The sequence below is a fragment of the uncultured Aquimonas sp. genome (assembly GCF_937888285.1).
In the GTDB taxonomy this organism is placed as follows: Bacteria; Pseudomonadota; Gammaproteobacteria; order Xanthomonadales; family Xanthomonadaceae; genus Aquimonas.
This window is the reverse complement of record NZ_CALART010000082.1, coordinates 18,783-38,358: the sequence shown is the minus strand read 5'-3', so window position 1 is coordinate 38,358 and position 19,576 is coordinate 18,783. Positions and strand designations below refer to the sequence as shown.

The 19,576-nt window shown below is 68.8% G+C and carries 11 protein-coding genes; 9 read left to right on the top strand and 2 right to left on the bottom strand.

What is annotated here, in order from left to right:
* Positions 1-237 precede the first annotated feature (237 nt).
* The 6 genes from Q0654_RS15485 (at position 238) to Q0654_RS15460 (ending at position 10,522) form a co-directional block, all read left to right on the top strand.
* Entirely contained in the window at positions 238-1,131 is an 894-nt protein-coding gene (locus tag Q0654_RS15485) for an NAD-dependent epimerase/dehydratase family protein (protein WP_298855536.1), read from the top strand.
* Between the two features lie 155 nt (positions 1,132-1,286).
* On the top strand, positions 1,287-3,434 hold the full coding sequence (locus Q0654_RS15480) for a hypothetical protein (protein WP_298855534.1): 2,148 nt from the start codon (positions 1,287-1,289) through the stop codon (positions 3,432-3,434).
* 23 nt (positions 3,435-3,457) lie between these two features.
* The gene (locus Q0654_RS15475; RefSeq protein WP_298855532.1) at positions 3,458-5,332 is read left to right on the top strand and encodes a DUF1302 domain-containing protein; all 1,875 of its coding nucleotides are present in this window, start codon (positions 3,458-3,460) and stop codon (positions 5,330-5,332) included.
* Positions 5,333-5,355: 23 nt separating this feature from the next.
* Positions 5,356-6,711 (top strand): DUF1329 domain-containing protein, encoded by a 1,356-nt coding sequence (locus Q0654_RS15470; RefSeq protein WP_298855492.1) that lies wholly within the window; start codon positions 5,356-5,358, stop codon positions 6,709-6,711.
* Positions 6,712-6,908: 197 nt separating this feature from the next.
* Complete coding sequence (locus Q0654_RS15465) at positions 6,909-8,009, top strand: YCF48-related protein (protein ID WP_298855490.1); 1,101 nt, start codon at positions 6,909-6,911, stop codon at positions 8,007-8,009.
* A gap of 29 nt (positions 8,010-8,038) precedes the next feature.
* Complete coding sequence (locus Q0654_RS15460) at positions 8,039-10,522, top strand: MMPL family transporter (protein WP_298855488.1); 2,484 nt, start codon at positions 8,039-8,041, stop codon at positions 10,520-10,522.
* A 172-nt stretch (positions 10,523-10,694) separates the two neighbouring features.
* Here Q0654_RS15460 and radC read toward each other — a convergent pair whose 3' ends face one another.
* Complete coding sequence (gene radC / locus Q0654_RS15455) at positions 10,695-11,369, bottom strand: DNA repair protein RadC (protein WP_298855486.1); 675 nt, start codon at positions 11,367-11,369, stop codon at positions 10,695-10,697.
* 117 nt (positions 11,370-11,486) lie between these two features.
* Between radC and coaBC the strand changes: the two genes are divergently transcribed.
* From coaBC to Q0654_RS15440, 3 genes are read left to right on the top strand one after another with little or no spacing between them, the layout of a single operon-like run.
* Positions 11,487-12,698 (top strand): bifunctional phosphopantothenoylcysteine decarboxylase/phosphopantothenate--cysteine ligase CoaBC, encoded by a 1,212-nt coding sequence (gene coaBC / locus Q0654_RS15450; protein ID WP_298855484.1) that lies wholly within the window; start codon positions 11,487-11,489, stop codon positions 12,696-12,698.
* Positions 12,695-13,159 carry a dUTP diphosphatase gene (dut, locus tag Q0654_RS15445; protein ID WP_298855482.1) on the top strand — a complete coding sequence of 155 codons (465 nt, stop codon included), beginning with the start codon at positions 12,695-12,697 and terminating at the stop codon, positions 13,157-13,159. The genes coaBC and dut overlap by 4 nt, the downstream gene beginning before the upstream one ends.
* 54 nt (positions 13,160-13,213) lie before the next feature.
* Positions 13,214-15,541, top strand: a complete 2,328-nt coding sequence (locus tag Q0654_RS15440) for a phosphomannomutase/phosphoglucomutase (RefSeq protein ID WP_298855480.1) — start codon at positions 13,214-13,216, stop codon at positions 15,539-15,541.
* A gap of 575 nt (positions 15,542-16,116) precedes the next feature.
* Here Q0654_RS15440 and Q0654_RS15435 read toward each other — a convergent pair.
* Positions 16,117-19,464 carry a S8 family serine peptidase gene (locus Q0654_RS15435; protein WP_298855477.1) on the bottom strand — a complete coding sequence of 1,116 codons (3,348 nt, stop codon included), beginning with the start codon at positions 19,462-19,464 and terminating at the stop codon, positions 16,117-16,119.
* Between the last annotated feature and the right edge of the window lie 112 nt (positions 19,465-19,576).

Genomic DNA, 19,576 nt, shown 5'->3' with positions numbered 1-19,576 from the left:
ACGTACTCACACGGCTTCCGACTACGCGCAACCGGGATATCGACAGCTTGCTGCCGGTTGAGGGCTGGGCAGCGCTCGGCGGCTAAGGCTCAGCACAAGGTGAGGTCGAGCGGTAGGTGTGGTGGCCGGACGCTTACGATCGGCGCGCGCATGTGGGGGCGTCCAGACAGGGGCCTGCGCTGTAGCGGCGGCTGCCGGCGCTGCGCATGCCATGCTTGCGCGATGGAGAACGCTTCGATGCCCACGCGCTGGCTGGTGTTCGGCGGCAGCGGCGCCGTCGGGCGCTTCCTGCTGCCGGCGCTGGCGGCTGCGCGCTGCCAGGTGCTGGCGCTCAGTCGCGAGCCCGCGCCCGCCGCGATCGCGCGGGTGCGCTGGCTGCAGGGATCGCTGGAGTCCGCGCCCGCGCTGGATCGCGTGCTCGCCAGTGAGGAGCGCGTCGATCTGATCTGCTCGCTCGGCCCGCTGGATGCTTTCGCCACCTGGCTGGCTGCGCATCCGCCCGTCGCAGGACTACGGGTCATTGCCCTGTCTTCACTCAGCGCCGAGTGGAAGCTGGCTTCGCCCAACCCCGGCGAGCGTGCGCTGGCGCGGCGCCTGGTCGACAGCGAGCAGCGGGTGCTGGAGCTCTGCGCAGCGCGGACTGCTGGCGCCACCCTGCTGCGCTGCGGATTGATCCACGGTGCCGGTATCGATCGCAGCCTGAGTCCGCTGCTGCGCTGGGCGCGACGCTGGCCGTTGCCCTGGCCGCGCGCGGCGAACGGTCTACGCCAGCCGGTGCATGCGCAGGATCTGGCGCGCGCCGTGCTCGCTGTCGCCGCCCAGCCTGCGTTCGCGCAGCAGCGGCTGTCGCTGCCCGGCCCGGAAGCGCTGTCGTTTCCGGCGATGTTGCAGCGCAGCTTGGCCGGAGAGGCGCGGGCCAAGGGTCTGCTACCGGTTCCCCTGCCCGGGGTTTTCGCGCTGGGCAGTCTGCTCGCGCGTCTGCCGGGGCGCATCGGTGCGCGCTCCGCCACGCTCAGGCGGCTCTATCTTGACCAGTTGAGCCCTTGCGATGACTGGGTCCGACTGGGCATACCGCTGACCGAACTGCAGCGCATCGGGCCTGCGGTTGGCGAGCAATTCCAGTACCGCTGAGGTCAGGAATTGCCAATCGTGATGCGGCTTCGCGGAGTTTGTTGCGCTGCCGCATGAGTGATGGTCGCGGCCATACGCCGCAGCATTGCCATCCTTAATCGCGGCTGGCTACAGTACCCGAGCCCCACCCCCCGATAACCAGAAAGGACACGAACATGCAGGCTCGATTGACCCTGGCATTGGCGCTGTCGGCTTCGCTGCTCGCAGGCTGCAGCGGCTCCTCCAACAGTCCACGCGCGGTGCCGGTAACGCCGGCGACCAACAACAACGGCACCCCGGTCGCAGGCGTCATCACCGCCCGTTTCGATCCTTCCACCGGCGTGATTCCGACGCCTAACAACCTGCTGCTACGCGAGACGACCGATCTGACGCTCAATATCCCGGTGGCGGGCGGCGAGGGCTCGACCAACTTCGGTGATCCGCAGGTCGCGGTGAACACGCTCGACGGCTGGAGCACCACGGCGCCGTGGTCGTTCTCCTTCAGCGATGCGCCCAACCCCGCTTCGGTGGTGCCGGGCCAGAGCGTGCGCATCTTCGAAGTCACCCTGACCGGGCCCGGTGGCGGCGTGACGGGCGTGGTCCGCGAGCTGCAGGCCGGCGTCGATTTCGTGACCGCGCCGCAGAGCAGCGATGCCACCGGCCGCAGCTGGGCGATGGTGCCGCTGAAGCCGCTGAAGCAGCTGACGTCCTACATGGCGGTGCTGACCACCGGCATCCGCGACAGCCGCGGCAATGACGCCACGCCGGCACAGACCTACTTCCTCACCAAGCGCACCACGCCGCTGTGCACCGCCGGCGCCAGCACCGATCCGCTGCTGCCGACCGCCACCGCCTGCGCGCTGGAGCCGCTGCGCCAGCTGACCAATTCGCATCTCGCCGCGGCCGCCGCTGCCGGCGTCAACCGCGATTCGGTGGTGCTGAGCTGGGTCGCCACCACCCAGGGCATCACCCCGGTGCTGCAGGCGGTGCGTTCGATCACCCAGCCGGGTGCGGTCACCGTCGCGCCCTCCGGCCTCAACGTCTCGATTGCCGGCCTGCCGCCGGTCGCCGACATCTTCATCGGCACCCTGCGGGTGCCCTACTACCTGTCGGCACCGAGCCAGGCCAACCCGACCGCGCCGCTGAACAGCTTCTGGCGCGCCGCGCCGGGCGCCTACGCGCCGCCGTTCAACGCGGCCGGACTGAACCCGACCTCGCGCAACATCACCTTCGCCAACCCGATCCCGGTGGCAACCGGCAACGAGACCATTCCGGTGCTGATGACGGTGCCGAACGCGGCTTCGGGTCGCACCAAGCCGGCCGCCGGCTGGCCGGTGGTGATCTACCAGCACGGCATCACCCGCAACCGCAGCGATGCGCTGGCGATCTCGGCGACCATGGCGGCGCAGGGCTTCGCGGTGGTGGCCATCGACCTGCCGCTGCACGGTCTGCCTTCGAACAATCCGCTGGCGATCGGCAACACGCCCTTCGGCGCGGTGGCCCGCGAGCGCACCTTCGGCGTCGACTACATCAACAACAGCACCGGTGCGGCCGGCCCTGACGGCATTCCGGACGACTCCGGCGCGCACATGATCAACCTGAGCTCGCTGCTGACCTCGCGCGACAACCTGCGCCAGGGCGTGGCCGACCTGTTCGTGCTGGCGCGGACGATTCCGAACATCGACCTCGATGGCAACGGTGCGGGTGACCTCGACGCCTCGCGCGTGGCCTATGTCGGCCAGTCGCTGGGCGCGATCGTCGGCACGCCCTTCCTCGCGCTCGAGTCGACGGTCAATGTCGGCGTGCTGAACGTGCCGGGCGGCGGCATCGCCCGCATGCTGGAAGCCTCGCCGACCTTCGGTCCGCGCATCCGCGCGGGTCTCGCTGCTGCCGCTGGCCTGCAGCCGGGAACGCCGTCCTACGACCAGTTCTTCGGCGCGACCCAGCAGATCATCGACTCGGCCGACCCGATCAACTACGGCTTCGCCTCGGCGACCAACGCGATCCTGCTGCAAGAAGTGGTGGGCGACGGCGCCAGCGTGCTGCCCGACCAGGTCATTCCCAACCGCGTGAACGGCGCGCCGCTGTCCGGCACCGAGCCGATGATCGCCGCGCTGGGCCTGCCCGCGATCACCGCCACCACCCAGTCCGCCAACGGCGTGCGCGGCGCGGTCCGCTTCATTGCCGGCGACCACGGCTCGCTGCTGAGCCCGGCGGCATCTGCGGCCGCGACCGCCGAAATGCAGGGCCAGATGGCCAGCATGATCGTCTCGACCGGCCAGGCCGTGCAGGTCACCAACACCTCCGTCATCCGCACGCAGTAAGCGACCACTCAAGGGACATCACCATGACCAAGATCCACACGCATGTCCGAGCGGGCCGTCCGATGCTGCTGCGCGCGCCGATGGCGCTCGCGGTGGGCGTCGCCCTGCTTGCCGGCTCCGCGCACGCGGCCGAGTTCAGCCGCGGCGACTTCACCATGAGCATCGACACCACGCTGACCTACGGCGCTTCCTCGCGCATGGAGGAGCGCAACAACGATCTCGTCGGCAAGGCCAACCTCGATCCGACCCTGGGCACCCGCGTCACCGCCCTGCAGGCGCAGAACCGCTGGGCCGAGGCGCAGGCGCTGGCGGCGTCCGCGCCCGGCCGCTTCTCGGTCAACTCCGACGACGGCAACCTGAAGTACGACAAGGGTGACCTGATCTCCAACGCGGTCGGCATCACCTCCGAAATCAGCATGAACTGGACCAACTGGGGCGCCTTCGTGCGCGCCACCGGTTTCTATGATTTCGAGACCATGGACCGCGACGACATCAGCGATGCCGCCAAGGACCGCATCGGCCGGCGCGCGCGCCTGCTCGACGCCTTCGTCTACCGCGACTTCATCATCGCCAACGACATCAGCGGCAACTTCCGCTTCGGCCGCCAGGTGGTGAGCTGGGGCGAGAGCACCTTCATCCAGGGCGGCATCAACGTCGTCAACCCGGTCGACGTGTCGCGCCTGCGCGTGGCCGGCGCCGAGCTGAAGGAAGCCTTCCTGCCGGTCAACTCGATCTGGGCGTCCTTCAGCCTGACCGAGAACCTGTCGCTGGAAACCCTCTACCTGCTGGAGTGGTCGGAAACCGAGGTCGAGCCCTCGGGCACCTACTTCGCCAACAACGACTTCGGCCTGACCGGCGGCGAGTTCGTGATGCTGAACTTCGGCCTGGTCGACGAGCCGGCCAACTTCGGCGTCTGTCGCACCACGCCCGCGGCCGACCCGCGCTGCGGCGCGGCCTTCCCGCGCGCCAACGACCGCGAGGCGCGCGACCTCGGCCAGTACGGCCTGGCCCTGCGTTACTACGCCTCCGAGCTCGGCGACACCGAGTTCGGCCTGTACTACCTGCGCTACCACAGCCGCCTGCCCTTCGTGTCGGGCACCTCGATCACCAATGCCAGCCCGACCTCCGGCCGTTACTTCATCGAGTACCCCGAGGACATCAACCTCTACGGCCTGAGCTGGAACACCAACATCGGCACCATCGCCTTCCAGGGCGAAATCAGCTACCGCGACAACGCGCCGCTGCAGATCGACGACGTCGAGGTGCTGTTCGCCGGCCTGTCGCCGCTGAACCCGCTGATCCAGGAGCCCTTCCTGCGCTTCCGCAGCCGCTTGGGCCAGTTCGGTCCGGGTGAGTACCTGAGAGGCTGGGAGCGCCACGAAATCAGCCAGCTGCAGTTCACCCTGACCAAGGCCTTCGGCCCGGGCAACTTCCTCGGCGCCGACCAGATCGCCACCGTGGGCGAGTTCGGCGGTACCAAGGTGTGGGACCTGCCGTCGCTGCAGGTGATGCCCTACCAGGGCGACGGTACCGACACCGGCTGCGGCCCCGACTGGATCAGCGGCGGTGGCCGCAATCCGCTCGACAGCTGCGGTGGCTTCGCGACCTCGTTCTCCTGGGGCTATCGCCTGGCCGCGCGCGCCGACTACAACAGTGTCGGCGGCAGCACCTGGAACATCTCGCCGCGCATCGCCTTCAACCACGACGTCAACGGCACCACCCCCGGTGCTGGCGGCAACTTCATCAAGGGCCGCAAGTCGTCGACCGTGGGCGTCGAGGGCAACTACCTGAACAAATGGGTGCTGGACCTGTCCTACACCTCGTTCTGGGGAGGCGGCATCTACAACCTCACCAGCGACCGTGACTTCGTGGCGGTCTCCGCCAAGTACCTGTTCTGATCCCCGCCAGGAGAAATCGCATCATGCGCACATTCACCACTACCGCCCTGGCGATCGCCGCGCTGACCTTCAGCGCCGGCGCGCTGTCGGCGGTCAGCGCCGAGCAGGCGCGTCGCCTGGGCAATGAGCTGACGCCGGTCGGCGCCGAGAAGGCCGGCAACGCCGCCGGCACGATCCCCGCGTGGGAGGGTGGCATCACCGCGCCGCCGGCGGGTTACAAGGTCGGCGACCACCATCCCGATCCGTTCGCTTCCGACCGCCCGCAGTTCAGCATCACGCCGGCGAACTACAAGGAGCACGCCGACAAGCTGACCGCGGGCCAGCAGGCCATGTTCGAGCGCTACCCGACCTTCCGGATGGACATCTATCCGACCCGTCGCTCGGCCTCGTTCCCGCAGCGCACCTATGACTTCACCATCAAGAACGCGACCACCGCCCAGCTCGTCGCCAACGGCGATGGCGTCGAGAACGCGGCCGAGGGCATCCCCTTCCCGATCCCGCAGAGCGGTCAGGAAGTCATCTGGAACCACAAGATGAAGTACAAGGGCGTGTCCAGCGCCCGCTGGGCCAACCAGGCGGCGGTGACCGGCAACGGCCAGTACAACCTGGTGCGCATCCGCGAGGAGTTCCTCGGCCTGTACTACAAGCCCGGCAACACCATCGCCGACATCAACAACATCCTGCTGTACTTCTACCAGGTGGTGGAAAGCCCGGCGCGTCTGGCCGGCCAGGTGCTGCTGGTGCATGAAACCCTGAACCAGCAGGCGCAGATCCGCCAGGCCTGGGTCTACAACCCCGGCCAGCGTCGCGTGCGTCGCGCCCCGAACGTCGCCTACGACAATCCGGGCACCGCCTCGGACGGCCTGCGCACCAATGACATGACCGACATGTTCAACGGCGCGCTCGACCGCTACGACTGGAAGCTGGTCGGCAAGAAGGAGATGTACGTCCCCTACAACTCCTACAAGGCGCACAGCGACCAGGTGAAGGTTGCCGACCTGATCCGCCCGAACCACCTGAACCCCGACCACCTGCGCTACGAGCTGCATCGCGTCTGGGTGGTTGATGCGACCCTCAAGGAAGGCCAGCGCCACATCAACCCGCGCCGCACCTTCTACGTCGACGAGGACAGCTGGCAGATCCTGGTCCTCGACCACTACGACAGCCAGGGCGCGCTGTGGCGCTATTCCGAGGCGCCGTCGGTGAACTACTACGAGGTGCCGGTGTTCTGGACCACGCTGGAAACCCACCACGACCTGAAGTCGGGTCGCTACATCGTCAGCGGCCTGGACAACGAGGACGCGATGGTCGACTTCTCGCACCAGAGCACGCCGGACAGCTACTCGCCGCAGAATCTTCGCGCGCGCGGCGTGCGCTGATCGCACGAACTCGCAACACGTGAATGCAGCACCCTTGGCCAGCCGCGACCCCAGGGTCGCGGCTGGCCGCGTTTAGGGCCGGGCCGACATGCCTGCACGGGCCGAACTCCGCGGCCCAGGCGGACGGCGACACCAGAACATTTGACGCGGGCGCGGACAGCCAAGTCCTGCGCCCGCCGACAGGGAGGCATCCGCTCATGAATCGCACGCTGGCAGCGCTGTCCGCTGCCCTGATGCTCGCGCTTCCGCCGCTGCATGCGCAGGCGCCGGCGCCCACGATCGCCGAAACCAAGCCGCTGGTGCTCAGGGAGTCGCTGATGCTCGACTTCGCCGAGGGCGGCGATCGCGCGATCGCGGTGGGCGAACGCGGCCACATCGCGGTGTCCGAATCACGCAGCGACTGGCGACAGGTCGAAGGCGTGCCCACGCGCGCCACCCTGACCGCGGTGGCGGCCCTCGGCGATCGCGCCTGGGCGGTCGGCCATGACGGCACCATCCTCGGTAGCCGCGACGGCGGCCTGAGCTGGAGCGTCCAGCGCGTCGACATCGCTGCGCCGCCGGCGGCCGACGACTTCGAGGCCGAGTTCGACCCTGCCCAGGGCGCGCCGCTGCTGGATGTGATCGCGCTGGATGCCAACCACGTCATCGCGATTGGCGCCTACAGCCTGATGCTGGTCACGCGCGACGGCGGCGGCAGCTGGAGCCGCGTCAATCCCAACGCAGGTGTCGCAGCCTCTCCTGCCGACGAGGACGCAGAGTCCGCTCCCGATGCCGTCGATGACGACGACTGGACGATGTCCGAGGACGCGCTGGTGCTGGAGGACGAGGCCGAGCCCCACCTCAACGGCATTGCCCGCACCGCCGACGGTGCGCTGTTCGTGGTCGGCGAGCGTGGCGCGGCCTACCGCTCGCTGGACGGCGGCGACAGCTGGATGCGGCTGCGCCTGCCCTACGACGGCTCGATGTTCGGCGTGCTGGCGCTTGGCCCCGGACATCTGCTGGCCTACGGCCTGCGCGGCAATGTGCAGGAGAGCTTCGACAACGGCGAGAGCTGGCAGCAGCCGGAGTCCGGCACCAGCCTGAGCCTGCAGGGCGGAGCGGTTCTGGCCGATGGCAGCGTGCTGCTGGTGGGTTCGAACGGAGTCGTGCTGCACCGGGCTGCGGGCGCGCAGACCTTCACCCGCACGACCTTTGCCAATGATCGCCAGGAAACCCCCGTGCTTTCCTCCGTGTTGCCGCTTTCCGCACGCGAGCTGGTGCTCGCCGGCGAGAAGGGCATCAGCCGATTCGCGCTCTGAACGTCCGCGCCGCCTGACTGGATGAACCCATGATCAAGTCCACTTTCTTCCATCGCGGCGCCGAGGCTGTGGTGTTCGGCGCGCGTCCACTGGTGCTGGCGCTGTTCGCCTTCCTCACCGTGGTGATGCTGTACTTCGCGGCACAGCTGCGGGTCGACGCGGGCTTCAAGAAGCAGATCCCGCTCGACCACGAGTACATGCAGACCTTCCTGGAGTACGAACAGGACTTCGGCGGTGCCAACCGCGTGCTGATCGCGGTCATGGCCAACGATGGCGACATGTTCGACCAGGAGTTCTTCAAGGTCATGGAGCAGGTCACCGCCGAGGTGATCGCCATCGACGAGACCGACGATGCCCGCGTCCGCTCGATCTTCACCCCGAACGTGCGCTTCGTCGAAGTGGTCGAAGACGGCTTCGCCGGCGGCAACGTGATCCCGCCCGAATTCACCCCCAGCCTTGAGGGCTGGACGGCGACGCAGCAGGATTTCGATACCGTCCGCGACAACATCGTCAAGGCCAGCATCGTCGGCCGCCTGGTGGCCCGCGACTTCTCCGGTGCCATGGTCTGGGCCGACCTGATTCCGGAGAGCGAGCAGAACAAGCTCGACTACCAGAAGGTCGCGGCCGAGCTCGAGGCCATCCGCACCCGCCACGAGAATGCCGACTACACGGTGCACATCATCGGCTTCGCCAAGGTGGTCGGCGACATCTCCGACGGTGCCAAGTCGGTGGTCACCTTCTTCGGCGTGGCGATCGCGCTGACCTTCGTGCTGCTGTGGTTCTACGCCGGCAGCTTCCGCCTGGCCGGCTGGACCGTGCTGGCGGCGCTGGTCGCGGTGGTGTGGATGCTCGGCGCCTTGCGCCTGCTCGGCTTCGGCATCGATCCCATGAACATCCTGACGCCCTTCCTGATCTTCGCGATCGGGGTCAGCCACGGCGTGCAGATGATCAATTCCTGGCTGTCCGAGCGCCTGTTCGGCGGTGCCGAGGGCGATGTCGCCGCGCTCACCGCCTCGCCGGGCGTGGACTCGCTGGACGCGGCCAAGCGCACCTTCCAGCGCCTGCTGGTGCCGGGTTCGATCGCCCTGCTCTCCGACTGCATCGGCTTCGTCACCATCCTCTTCATCAACATCCGGATCATCCAGGAGCTGGCGATCACCGCTTCCGTGGGCGTGGCGATCATCATCTTCACCAACCTGATCCTGCTGCCGGTGCTGTTGTCCTACACCGGGTTCGGCAAGCGCTACGAGAGCTATCGCAAGAAGCGCATCGCCAAGGCCGGCAAGCCACATCCAGTGTGGGACGCCATCGGCAGCTTCTCGCGGCCGCTGCCGGCCGCCATCGCGATCGTGGTCTGCATCGCCATCGGCGTGCTGGCCTGGGACAAGGCGCAGCAGATGCAGATCGGCGACAGCGAGGCCGGCGTGCCCGAGCTGCGTCCGGACTCGCGCTTCAACCAGGACGCCGCAGCCATCGGCAGCGCCTTCTCGCTGGGCGTCGACATGATGTACGTGATCGTCGAGGCCCGGCCCGACGCCTGCACCCTGAGCTACCCGAGCATGGAGCTGATCGACCGCTTCAGCTGGCACATGCAGAACGTCGAGGGCGTGCAGCAGGTGATGTCGCTGCCGGTGGCGGCCAAGATCGTCAACGCCGGCTGGAACGAGGGCAACAGCCGCTGGCGCGTGCTGCCCCGTGACTCCGACCAGCTGCGCGTGGCCACCCAGGGCTTCGAGACCGATTCCGGCCTGCTGAACTCCGACTGCAGCGCGATCCCGGTGATGCTGTTCCTTGCCGACCACAAGGCCACCACGATCCAGCGCGTGCTGGATGCCGTGAAGAGCTTCCGCGAGCAGAACGAGGCCTGGTTCCCGGGCACCAACCTGCGCCTGCAGCTGGCCGAGCAGCGCGATGCAGCGGAAGCCGCGGGCGAGGAGTTCGTCAGCCACCAGGTCAATCTGCGTCTGGCCACCGGCAACGCCGGCGTGATGGCCGCCACCAACGAAGTCGTCGCCGCCCAGCAGTTGCCGATGATGCTGTGGGTGTATGCGGCGGTGATCGTGCTGTGCCTGCTGACCTATCGCAGCTTCCTGGCCACCCTGTGCATCGTGATTCCACTGGCACTGGTGTCGATCCTCGCCAATGCATTGATGGCCCACATGAACATCGGCCTGAAGGTGAACACCCTGCCGGTGGCGGCGCTGGGCGTGGGCATCGGCGTCGACTACGCGATCTACATCTACAGCCGCATGCGCGAGTTCCTGGACGAAGGCGCGACCCTGTACCAGGCCTACATCAAGGCGCTCAAGCTGACCGGCAGCGCGGTGCTGTTCACCGCCATCACGCTGGCGATCGGCGTCGGCACCTGGATGTTCTCGGCGCTGAAGTTCCAGGCCGACATGGGCATCCTGCTGAGCTTCATGTTCCTCGCCAACATGGTCGGCGCGATCGTGCTGATGCCGGCCCTGCTGCGCTGGCTGACGCGGCCGAAGCTTAGGGCGGCGGATCAGTAGAGCCGGGAATCGGGAATCGGGAATCGGGAATCGGGAATCGCTGAGCGGTTCCCCATGGCGGCCGCACTCGGCTTTGGGCGGCCGCTTCCTCTTGCGCGTCTCGTGGATGCCGCTCAGTCGGTGCAGCGTCGGTGCCGTCGATTCCCGATTCCCCATTCCCGATTCCCAGCCGCTAGATCATCCCCCGCGCCGCAAACGAATAGGGCTCGCCCTCGCCGACGATGAAGTGGTCGAGGACGCGCACGTCGATCAGGGCCAGTGCGTCCTGCAGGCGGCGGGTGATCTGGCGGTCGGCAGCGGAGGGCTCAGCGACGCCGCTGGGATGGTTGTGGCCAAGGATCACAGCGGCTGCGTTGTGGGCGAGGCAGCGCCGCACGACTTCGCGTGGGTGCACCTCGGAGCCGTCGATGGTGCCGCGGAACAGCTCCTCGAAGGCCAGCATGCGGTGGCGGCTGTCGAGGAACATGCAGGCGAACACTTCCTGCGGGGCACGCTGCAGGCGTTGGCGGAACAGCAGGCCGGCGCTGCGCTCATCGCTGATCGCGGGACCCCGCTGCAGCTGCGCGCTGAGACAGCGGGCGCCCAGCTCGTGCGCCGCCAGCAACAGGGCGGTGCGCGCTGGCCCGAGGCCGCGCTCGCGCAGCAGGGACTCCGGGCCGAGTGCGGCCAGTGCAGCCAGGCTGCCGTGGCGCGCAATCAGGCCGCGGGCACAGGCGACGGCATCTTCGCCGGCCATGCCTGAGCCCAGGAACAGGGCCAGCAGCTCGGCATCGCCCAGGGCCTGGGCGCCGCGCTTCAGAAGTTTTTCCCGGGGACGCTCGGCCTCGGGCCAATGACGGATCGACATGTGGACTCGGCAGCAGGCAACTGCGGCCCAGATTGCCCCCGCCCAGCGCCCGGCGGGACCGGAGGAGCGAGCCCTTTCGGGTAATCTATCGGCCGTTTTCGGGGTAGGACTTTTCCGGTGACCGCAGCTCCTTCCGCGCGGCGCATCCTGTTGGGCGTGTCCGGCGGCATTGCCGCCTACAAGTCGGCCGAACTGGTGCGTCTTCTGCGCGCCGGTGGCGCCGAGGTGCAAGTGGTGATGACCGCCAGCGCCGCCCAGTTCATCGGCCCACTCACCCTGCAGGCCCTGTCGGGCCGGCCAGTTCGCGACTCGCTCTGGGATGCCGCCGCCGAAGCGGCGATGGGCCATATCGAGCTGGCCCGCTGGGCCGACCTGGTGCTGATCGCGCCGGCCACGGCTGATCTGCTCGCGCGGCTCGCGCAGGGCCGTGCCGATGATCTGCTGACCACGCTGTGTCTGGCCTCCGACCGTCCGCTGTGGCTGGCGCCGGCCATGAACCGCCTGATGTGGGCGCACCCGGCCACGCGCGCCAATATCGAGCTGCTCAGCGCGCGCGGCGCACGCGTCCTCGGCCCCAGCGTCGGCGCACAGGCCTGCGGCGAGACCGGCGAGGGGCGCATGCTCGAACCCGGCGACATCGCTGCCGCCGCGCTGGCGGCGCTGGCGCCACGGGTCGCCGGCTTGGCTGGTCGACGGGTCTTGATCAATGCTGGGCCGACCTTCGAGGACATCGACCCGGTGCGGTTCCTGGGCAACCGCAGCTCGGGAAAGATGGGCTTCGCGCTGGCCGAAGCCGCTGCGGCCTCGGGTGCCGAGGTCACCCTGGTGGCCGGCCCGGTGGTGCTGGCGACGCCGCCGGGCGTGCAGCGGATCAACGTGCGTTCGGCGGCGCAGATGCGCGAAGCCGTGCTGGACCGGCTCGACGGCATGGACGTGTTCATCGCCGCGGCCGCGGTCGCCGACTACCGGCCGCGCGAATGCGCCGAGCAGAAGATCAAGAAATCGACCGAGGCCTTCAGCATCGACTGCGTGCGCAATCCGGACATCGTCGCCGAGGCCGCCGCGCGTCAGAAACGGCCGCTGGTGGTCGGATTCGCCGCCGAGACGCGGGAGGTCGAGGCCTACGCGCGCGACAAGCTCGAGCGCAAGGGGCTCGATCTGATCGCCGCCAACGATGTTGCCGCGCCCGGTCTTGGATTCGAGAGCGAGAGCAACGCGCTCACCGTGCTGTGGAAGGACGGCCGCGCGCGCATCGAGACCGCCCCCAAGGCGGAGGTGGCCCGGCTTTTGCTGGAGATCATCACCGAGCGCCTGGGAGCCCGCGCATGAGCGCGCCGGCGCCGGTGGCGATGCGCGTGCTGGACGCGCGGCTCGGCACCGAGTTTCCGCTGCCCGAATACGCCACCGCCGGCTCGGCAGGGCTGGACCTGCGCGCCATGGTCGAGGCGCCGCTGGTGCTGGCGGCGGGCCAGAGCGTGCTGGTGCCGTCGGGGATTGCGATACATTTGAACAATCCGGAGCTGTGCGCGGTGGTGCTGCCGCGCTCGGGCCTCGGCCACAAGCAGGGGCTGGTGCTGGGCAATCTGGTCGGACTGATCGATTCGGACTACCAGGGGCCGCTGATGATCAGCCTGTGGAACCGCAGCCAGAGCCCCTGTACCGTCGCTCCCGGCGATCGGGTGGCGCAGCTGGTGGTGATGCCGGTGCAGCGGGTGCAGCTGGAACGCGTCGAGTCCTTCGAGGCCAGCGCGCGGGGCGAAGGCGGATTCGGCCATACCGGCATCCGCTGAAGGCGGCAGGGCGGGGCGGATACGGGCACCCAGGGGCGAAGGAAACCGAGGTCGATGACCAAGCGCAGGAAGAAGCAGAAGGACCCGGTACAGCTGCCGCCCGAAGTGCTGGCGCTTCGGCGTCCGGCCTATTTCGTCGTGGCCCTGATCGCGCTGCTCGGCGGCCTCCTGATCATCTGGCAGGGCGTCCTGGCCTGGCAGAGTGGCCGCGCCGGCCCGCGTCTTGAGGCGCTGCGGGCCACGCTGGCAGAGAACATCGGCGACGACCTCGCCGCGCGCATGCGCCGCATCGAACGCGCGGTCAACGATCCCTACCTGCGCGCCGACCTCGCTGCGGGCGCGCTCGACTCGGCGAAGGAGCGCGCCGTCCGCGTCTGGAACGACGCGCCGAGCCTGAGCGCGTACAGCGCGAAGCTCGACGAGGTCTTCGAGCAGAACATCGCCGGCTTCGGCTTCAGCCGCCTGCAGCTGCTCAATCGCGCGCGCGTGGCCGAAGGCCCGGTGGTCGGCCCGATCGGTCGCGGCACCGAAGTGGTCATGGGCATCGCCGCTCCGGCGCGCGAGGAAGGCCGCGTGCTGGGCGTGATCCTCGCCGAGTTCCCGGTCACCGCCTACGTGGACAAGGTCCGCGCAGCCGACCTGCCCGGCGGCTATCTCGACCTGCGCACCGACGCCGCGGTGCTGGTCAGCTCGGGCAACGAAGGCCTGGCCAAGGACGCACAGGCGATCCCGATCGCCGGCAGCGGCCTGCTGATGGGCATCGCCACGCCGCCGGTGGTGACCATGATTCCCTACGACCCGCCGATGCAGATCGGCCTGGGCGCGATCGTCATCCTGCTGGGCGTGCTGCTGGTCTGGCAGCTGCGCCGCGATCCGGAGTTCCACGCCGCGCCCGTGCGCGCCGACGAACCCACCTTTGCCCAGACCCTGGCCCAGCAGCCGAAGTCGGAGCCCAAGGCGACGCCCGCAGCGGGCCCGGCCGCAGCGCCCGCGGCGCGCACTGCGGTCAATGTCGACCGCTCGATCTTCCGCGCCTACGACATCCGCGGCGTGGTCGGAAAGAGTCTCGACGAAGGCGTCGCGCGGCTGATCGGCCAGGCCGTCGGCAGCCTGATGGCCGAGCAGGGCCTGCGCGAGATCGTGGTCGGCCGCGATGGCCGCCTGTCCGGTCCCGCTCTGTCGGAAGCCCTCATCGAAGGCCTGCGCGCCGCCGGCCGCGACGTCATCGACATCGGCATGGCGCCGACGCCGGTCGTCTACTTCGGCGCCTTCCAGCTCAACACCGGCTGCTGCATCGCGCTGACCGGCAGCCACAACCCGCCCGACTACAACGGCTTCAAGATCGTGGTCGGCGGCGAGACCCTGCACGGCGGCGCGATCCAGGACCTGTACGCGCGCATCGCCGAGGGCCGGCTCAGCAGCAGCGGCAACGGCGGCCTGCAGCAGTTCGACATCCTCGACGACTACGTCTCGCGGATCAGCGGCGACGTCCAGCTGGAGCGCCGTCTGCGCGTCGTCGTCGACTGCGGCAACGGGGTTGCCGGAGTGATCGCGCCGGCCGTGCTCGAAGCCATCGGCTGCGAGGTCGAACCGCTGTACTGCGAAGTCGACGGCAATTTCCCCAACCACCACCCCGATCCGTCCGAGCCGGAGAACCTGCGCGACCTCACGATGATGGTCAAGCGCCTCGGCTTCGATCTTGGCATCGCCTTCGATGGCGACGGCGACCGCCTCGGCGTGGTCAGCGCCGACGGCGAGAACATCTTCCCCGACCGCCTGCTGATGCTGTTCGCCCAGGACGTGCTGAGCCGCAACCCGGGGGCTGCGATCATCTACGACGTCAAGTGCACCGGGCATCTGGCCGGGCACGTGCTGCGCAACGGCGGCAGCCCGATCATGTGGAAGACCGGACACTCGCTGATCAAGGCCAAGATGCGCGAGACGGAAGCCGAGCTGGCCGGTGAAATGAGCGGCCACTTCTTCTTCCGCGAGCGCTGGTTCGGCTTCGACGATGGCATCTACTCGGCGGCGCGCCTGCTGGAGATCCTCGCTGCCGACGGCCGCGAGCCCACCGAAGTCTTCGCCGAGCTGCCCAAGGGCGTGTCCACGCCCGAGCTCAAGGTCAAGATGGAAGAGGGCGCGCACTACGCCTACATGGACCGTTTCGCCGCGCGCGCGCGCTTCGATACCGCCAAGATCGCCACCATCGACGGCATCCGCGCCGACTGGCCGGATGGCTGGGGCCTGGTCCGCTGCTCCAACACCACGCCCTGCCTGGTGCTGCGCTTCGACGCCGACAACGAAGTCGCCCTGGCGCGCATCCAGAACGCCTTCCGCGAACAGCTGCTGGCGGTGGATCCTGGCCTGAAGCTGCCGTTCTGAGGCCTTGCTTCGGCCCGCTGGGGCGATGGTGCCCCGGTGCTCGGTTCGTGTCTTGAGCGGGATTGAACTGCGCGCCAGCGCCCGCGGCCACGCTTACACACGCCAGTGCGTGTCCGGGTGGGTCTCTCACACTCAATCGAGCCCGGTCCTCCATCGTCCGCACCGATGCCGGCGGCAGTGGCCTCGGCATGCGCTGGCTCCGGGAGTGTCGTTCCGAAGCAAGCGGATTCAGCGCATGTGCTGCGCAGCGCTTCCGGTGGCTTCCTAGGATGCTGCCCCCGCAAGCAGGCGAACGATGCGCGGTTTCGCGGCCGCTACCCGTCTGACGCCCCGCCTGCCTCACCCGCGTCTTGGGGCCTGGTCTGGGCGGCTCCCATCCCCGTCCCCCTCGAACGCTTCGGCGCCGCCGTGGCCGCGTGCGCGCCGCGCGCCGATTGATCCATGGATCGCGCTGACCGGCTGCCGCCGGTACCCAACTGGCGAGACCTCCCCCGGGGCGGTGCGCAAACGAAGAGGCCGGATGCTTGCGCATCCGGCCTCTCGCTCAATCGACCACCTGCTTGATGGTCTTGTGCTTACGGCGTCGACTCGAACCCGTGCTTGAAGATCTCAGGCGCTTGCGAGGCGGCGGCCGGCAGCAGGCACCAGCTGACCAGCTGCCCGGTGTCGGCGCCGACGTTGTCGCTGACCCGCAGCGACCAGGCGCCGCTGAGCTCGGTGCCTGTGAATGCCGCCAGGGGATTGGCGGGACTGTACTCGGCACCCGGCGTGTAGGCGGGGTTGGCGTTCGCGCAGTTGGACTGCACGCTCAGCGCGGAACCATCGGCAAGGATGATGTCCATGTTGTCGCCATTGCAGCCGTTGGTGGATGCGGGCACGCCGGGGCGATTGACCAGCTCGACCGTGGTGCTTCCCTTGCTCAGCCAGACCCGCAGGTCGCCGATCCAGGTGTGGTTGATCTTCAGGCCCAGACGCAGACCGTCGAGCGTGCCTGTGTTGACGACATTGAGCGTGTCGGTGGCGCCCGTCGGGTTGTTGTCCGGGATGTTGAGGGCCGGCTCGCTGCAGATCAGGTTGCTGGTGGTGAAGCTCCGCACGCTGGATGCCTGGCCGGCGCCGCAGCGATTGGTCGCCGACACGCGCCAGAAGTACTCGGTGTTTGCTGCCAGCGCGCTGGCCAAGGTCAGACTCGTCCCAGGCACCGTGGTATCGACGATCGGGCTGCTGAACTGCGCATTGTTGGCCACCTCAACCCGATAGCTGGTGGCGCCGGGAATGGCATCCCAGCTCAAGCTTGGACGCAGCGGCTGATCGACGGCGCCCTGGGCGGGGGCCGCCAGGCCGACTGCGACGGGTGCGGCTGCATCCACCGGCACGTTCACCGTGCGGGTCTTGCTGGAGGCCGGGAAGCCTGGGCCGTTGGACGCCGCGGTGATGTCGAGGCTGAAGGTGCCGGACGGCAGGCTGCCGGTATTGCCGATCGCCAGCGTGCTGGTGGCGGCCGGCGTCGCCGGGGTCAGCGGGTTGACCGAGAAGCTGCCGGTCAGGCCGGCGGGCAGGGTCGAGTGGCTCAGCGTCAGCGGATCGTTGAAGCCCTCGAACGAGGTCGCACCGATGCTGAGGTTGATCGGCTCGCCCGCACAGATGCCAGCGCCGGCGCCGCTGGCGCCCAAGATGAAGTCCGGCTCGGTCAGGCCCAGCAGCTTGCCGGTGGCGGACAGTGCAAAGGGCTGCGGACCCTGGGCGACCTGGATGCCGCGCACGCGAATCGTGTAGCTGCCGGTGGTGGGCGTCGGCAGCTCGATGTTGTGCACGTTGTTGCGGTCGTCGTAGTCGGCGGTGCTGGTGTCGGCGACCGGGTTGGGGTTGGTGAGGCCGCCGCCGGCCGGCAGCTTCTGGGTCCAGATCTGACCGTCCGGCGTCTCGACCTCAAGCCGAAGCTGGTTGACTCCGTGCGGGTTGGCATTCACCAGCGCGGGTGCGTCATGCCACACCAGGGTGACAATCAGCGGCGCGCCGGATTCGACCGCCAGCATCTCCGTATGGACATCGCCGGTCTCCAGGCCTTCGCTCTGGTCGTCCAGCCACAGGCCGCGCGCGTCTTCGTGGAAGTACAGGCTGCGGTCGAGGTTGATGCGGCCCCAGCCCTGAGACTGGCTGGGCGCACCCCCGGTGGTGCCGGCGCCGGTGATCTCCTGCGCGCCGTTGATCATGATCGCCTTGATCAGCGCGGCAGAGGGCGTCGGCAGGGCGTGGTCGGGGTTCTCGATGCCGCTCGGGTAGAAGCCGCGCTGCAGGTACTCGCGGACCAGGGCCGACAGGCCAGCCGCGGTCGGCGTGGCCATCGAGGTGCCGCTCATGCTGGCGGTGCCGCAGGCGGTGCGCGAGGCCGAGATGATGCTGCCACCCTGGGCGGTCATGTCGGGCTTGAGGCGGCGGTCCTGGGTCGGGCCGCGCGAAGAGAAGCCCGACATCGCGTCGCCGCCGGTCCCGCGGTTGTTGCTGCCGATCGAGAACACGTTCTTGGCGTTGCCGGCCGCGCCGACATCAGCGCCCGGGCCGCAGCCCGTGCTGCCGCCCAGTCCGCCGCTGTTGCCGGCGGCGACCAGCACTGCCAGCTGCGGATGCTCCCAGACCACCGCATCGGCATCGCGGGTGGTGGCCCGGTACTCGACCTGGCAACCCGCGATGCAGGCGCCCACCGAGTTACGGCAGGACGAGCCCCAGGAGTTGTTGTGGGTCAGGGCGCCATTGGCGTAGGCGGTGGCCGCCGCGTGGAAGATGGTGCCGCCGCCGCTGTTCAGGTACTGCAGGCTGGCGCCCATTTCCTGCGAGATCAGCTTGGCGCCGGGCGCGGTACCGTCAAGGTCAGTCAGGCCGCCGGGGCTGGTGCGGGTGCTGCAGTCGACCGCGCCAGTCGCCGGGTTGTTGCCGGTAATCGTGGCCATGACGTGGGTGCCGTGGCCGTGGCCGTCGGCGGGCGCTCCGGTGGTGCTGCCGTCCCACTTGTAGTGAGCGCCGATCTTGCGGTGGTTGAAGTCGGGGGTGATGGTCGGGCAGCCGGCTCCGGAGGCGCAGACCGAGGTGACCGGCTGGCCGAAGCTTGCATCGGCGAACGAGCAATGGGTCGCGTGAAGGCCCGAGTCGGCGGCGGCGACGATCTGGCCGCAGCCGAACAGCCCGTTCTCGAAGGCTGGCATCGAACCCGCCACCGGCGTCTGCTGTCCGCTCTGGTGCAGCCAGCCGGCCTGCGAGTTCATCAGTTCGTTCGGCCAGCGCAGGCTGACCGTGGCGACCTCCGGATTCAGCGCCAGCGCCTGCACGGCGTCAGCCAGCGCGCTGCGCTCGAAGCCCACCACGATGCGCTCGTGGTCGAAGCCCTGTTCGGTCAGTTTGTAGGACAGGCCAGGGGTGGACAGCAGGCTGTCGCGGCTGCGCGCGGCCTCGACGCCAGGCTGCAGGGCGATGCTCAGCTCTTCAATGCCGGCCTCGGCCGAGATCGACACACCCTTGCCGCCGGCCAAGGTGCTGGCGATGTCATTCGCGAGGTTGATGTCGAGCTTCCAGACCGGCAGATAGGCGCCGGTCCAAAGCACGCCCGGCAGCGCCTTGACGCGGCTCTCGGTGGCCGTATCCATGCGCACCAGGTAGGCGTAGTGCGGCGCGTAGCCGAGGATCTGCACGCCCTGCGCTTCCAGCGCGCGGCGCTGCTCGGCGCGGATCGGCGCATCGAACTTGACGATGCGGAAGGGTGAGTTCGCGTCGGCGCGGCCCAGCGGGCGCAGGGCCTCGTGCACCAGCGTCAGCTCACCGCTGCAGGTGTCGAGTGTGGCCGCATCGAACGACACAGTGCAGCGCTTGTCGCCGTCGGCGGCGAAGCCCGTCAGGGGCAGCAGCAGAAGACCAGGAATCCAGAATCGCATCGAAATACTCCCCGAGGCCGGGCCTGCCCGGCAGCAGCGTGTGGCGTGCGGAATGCACCGCAGAGTCGAGGCTCGAGGGACGGGCTGCAGTTCGGGTCCGGGCGCACCGGGC

Bases quoted from the DNA above. Each gene is read 5' to 3' on its own strand.
- Q0654_RS15470 (WP_298855492.1), top strand. From the start codon at position 5,356: ATGCGCACATTCACCACTACCGCCCTGGCGATCGCCGCGCTGACCTTC.
- Q0654_RS15475 (WP_298855532.1), top strand. From the start codon at position 3,458: ATGACCAAGATCCACACGCATGTCCGAGCGGGCCGTCCGATGCTGCTG.
- Q0654_RS15485 (WP_298855536.1), top strand. From the start codon at position 238: ATGCCCACGCGCTGGCTGGTGTTCGGCGGCAGCGGCGCCGTCGGGCGC.
- Q0654_RS15435 (WP_298855477.1), bottom strand. From the start codon at position 19,464: ATGCGATTCTGGATTCCTGGTCTTCTGCTGCTGCCCCTGACGGGCTTC.
- dut (WP_298855482.1), top strand. From the start codon at position 12,695: ATGAGCGCGCCGGCGCCGGTGGCGATGCGCGTGCTGGACGCGCGGCTC.
- Q0654_RS15460 (WP_298855488.1), top strand. From the start codon at position 8,039: ATGATCAAGTCCACTTTCTTCCATCGCGGCGCCGAGGCTGTGGTGTTC.
- radC (WP_298855486.1), bottom strand. From the start codon at position 11,369: ATGTCGATCCGTCATTGGCCCGAGGCCGAGCGTCCCCGGGAAAAACTT.
- Q0654_RS15440 (WP_298855480.1), top strand. From the start codon at position 13,214: ATGACCAAGCGCAGGAAGAAGCAGAAGGACCCGGTACAGCTGCCGCCC.
- Q0654_RS15480 (WP_298855534.1), top strand. From the start codon at position 1,287: ATGCAGGCTCGATTGACCCTGGCATTGGCGCTGTCGGCTTCGCTGCTC.
- Q0654_RS15465 (WP_298855490.1), top strand. From the start codon at position 6,909: ATGAATCGCACGCTGGCAGCGCTGTCCGCTGCCCTGATGCTCGCGCTT.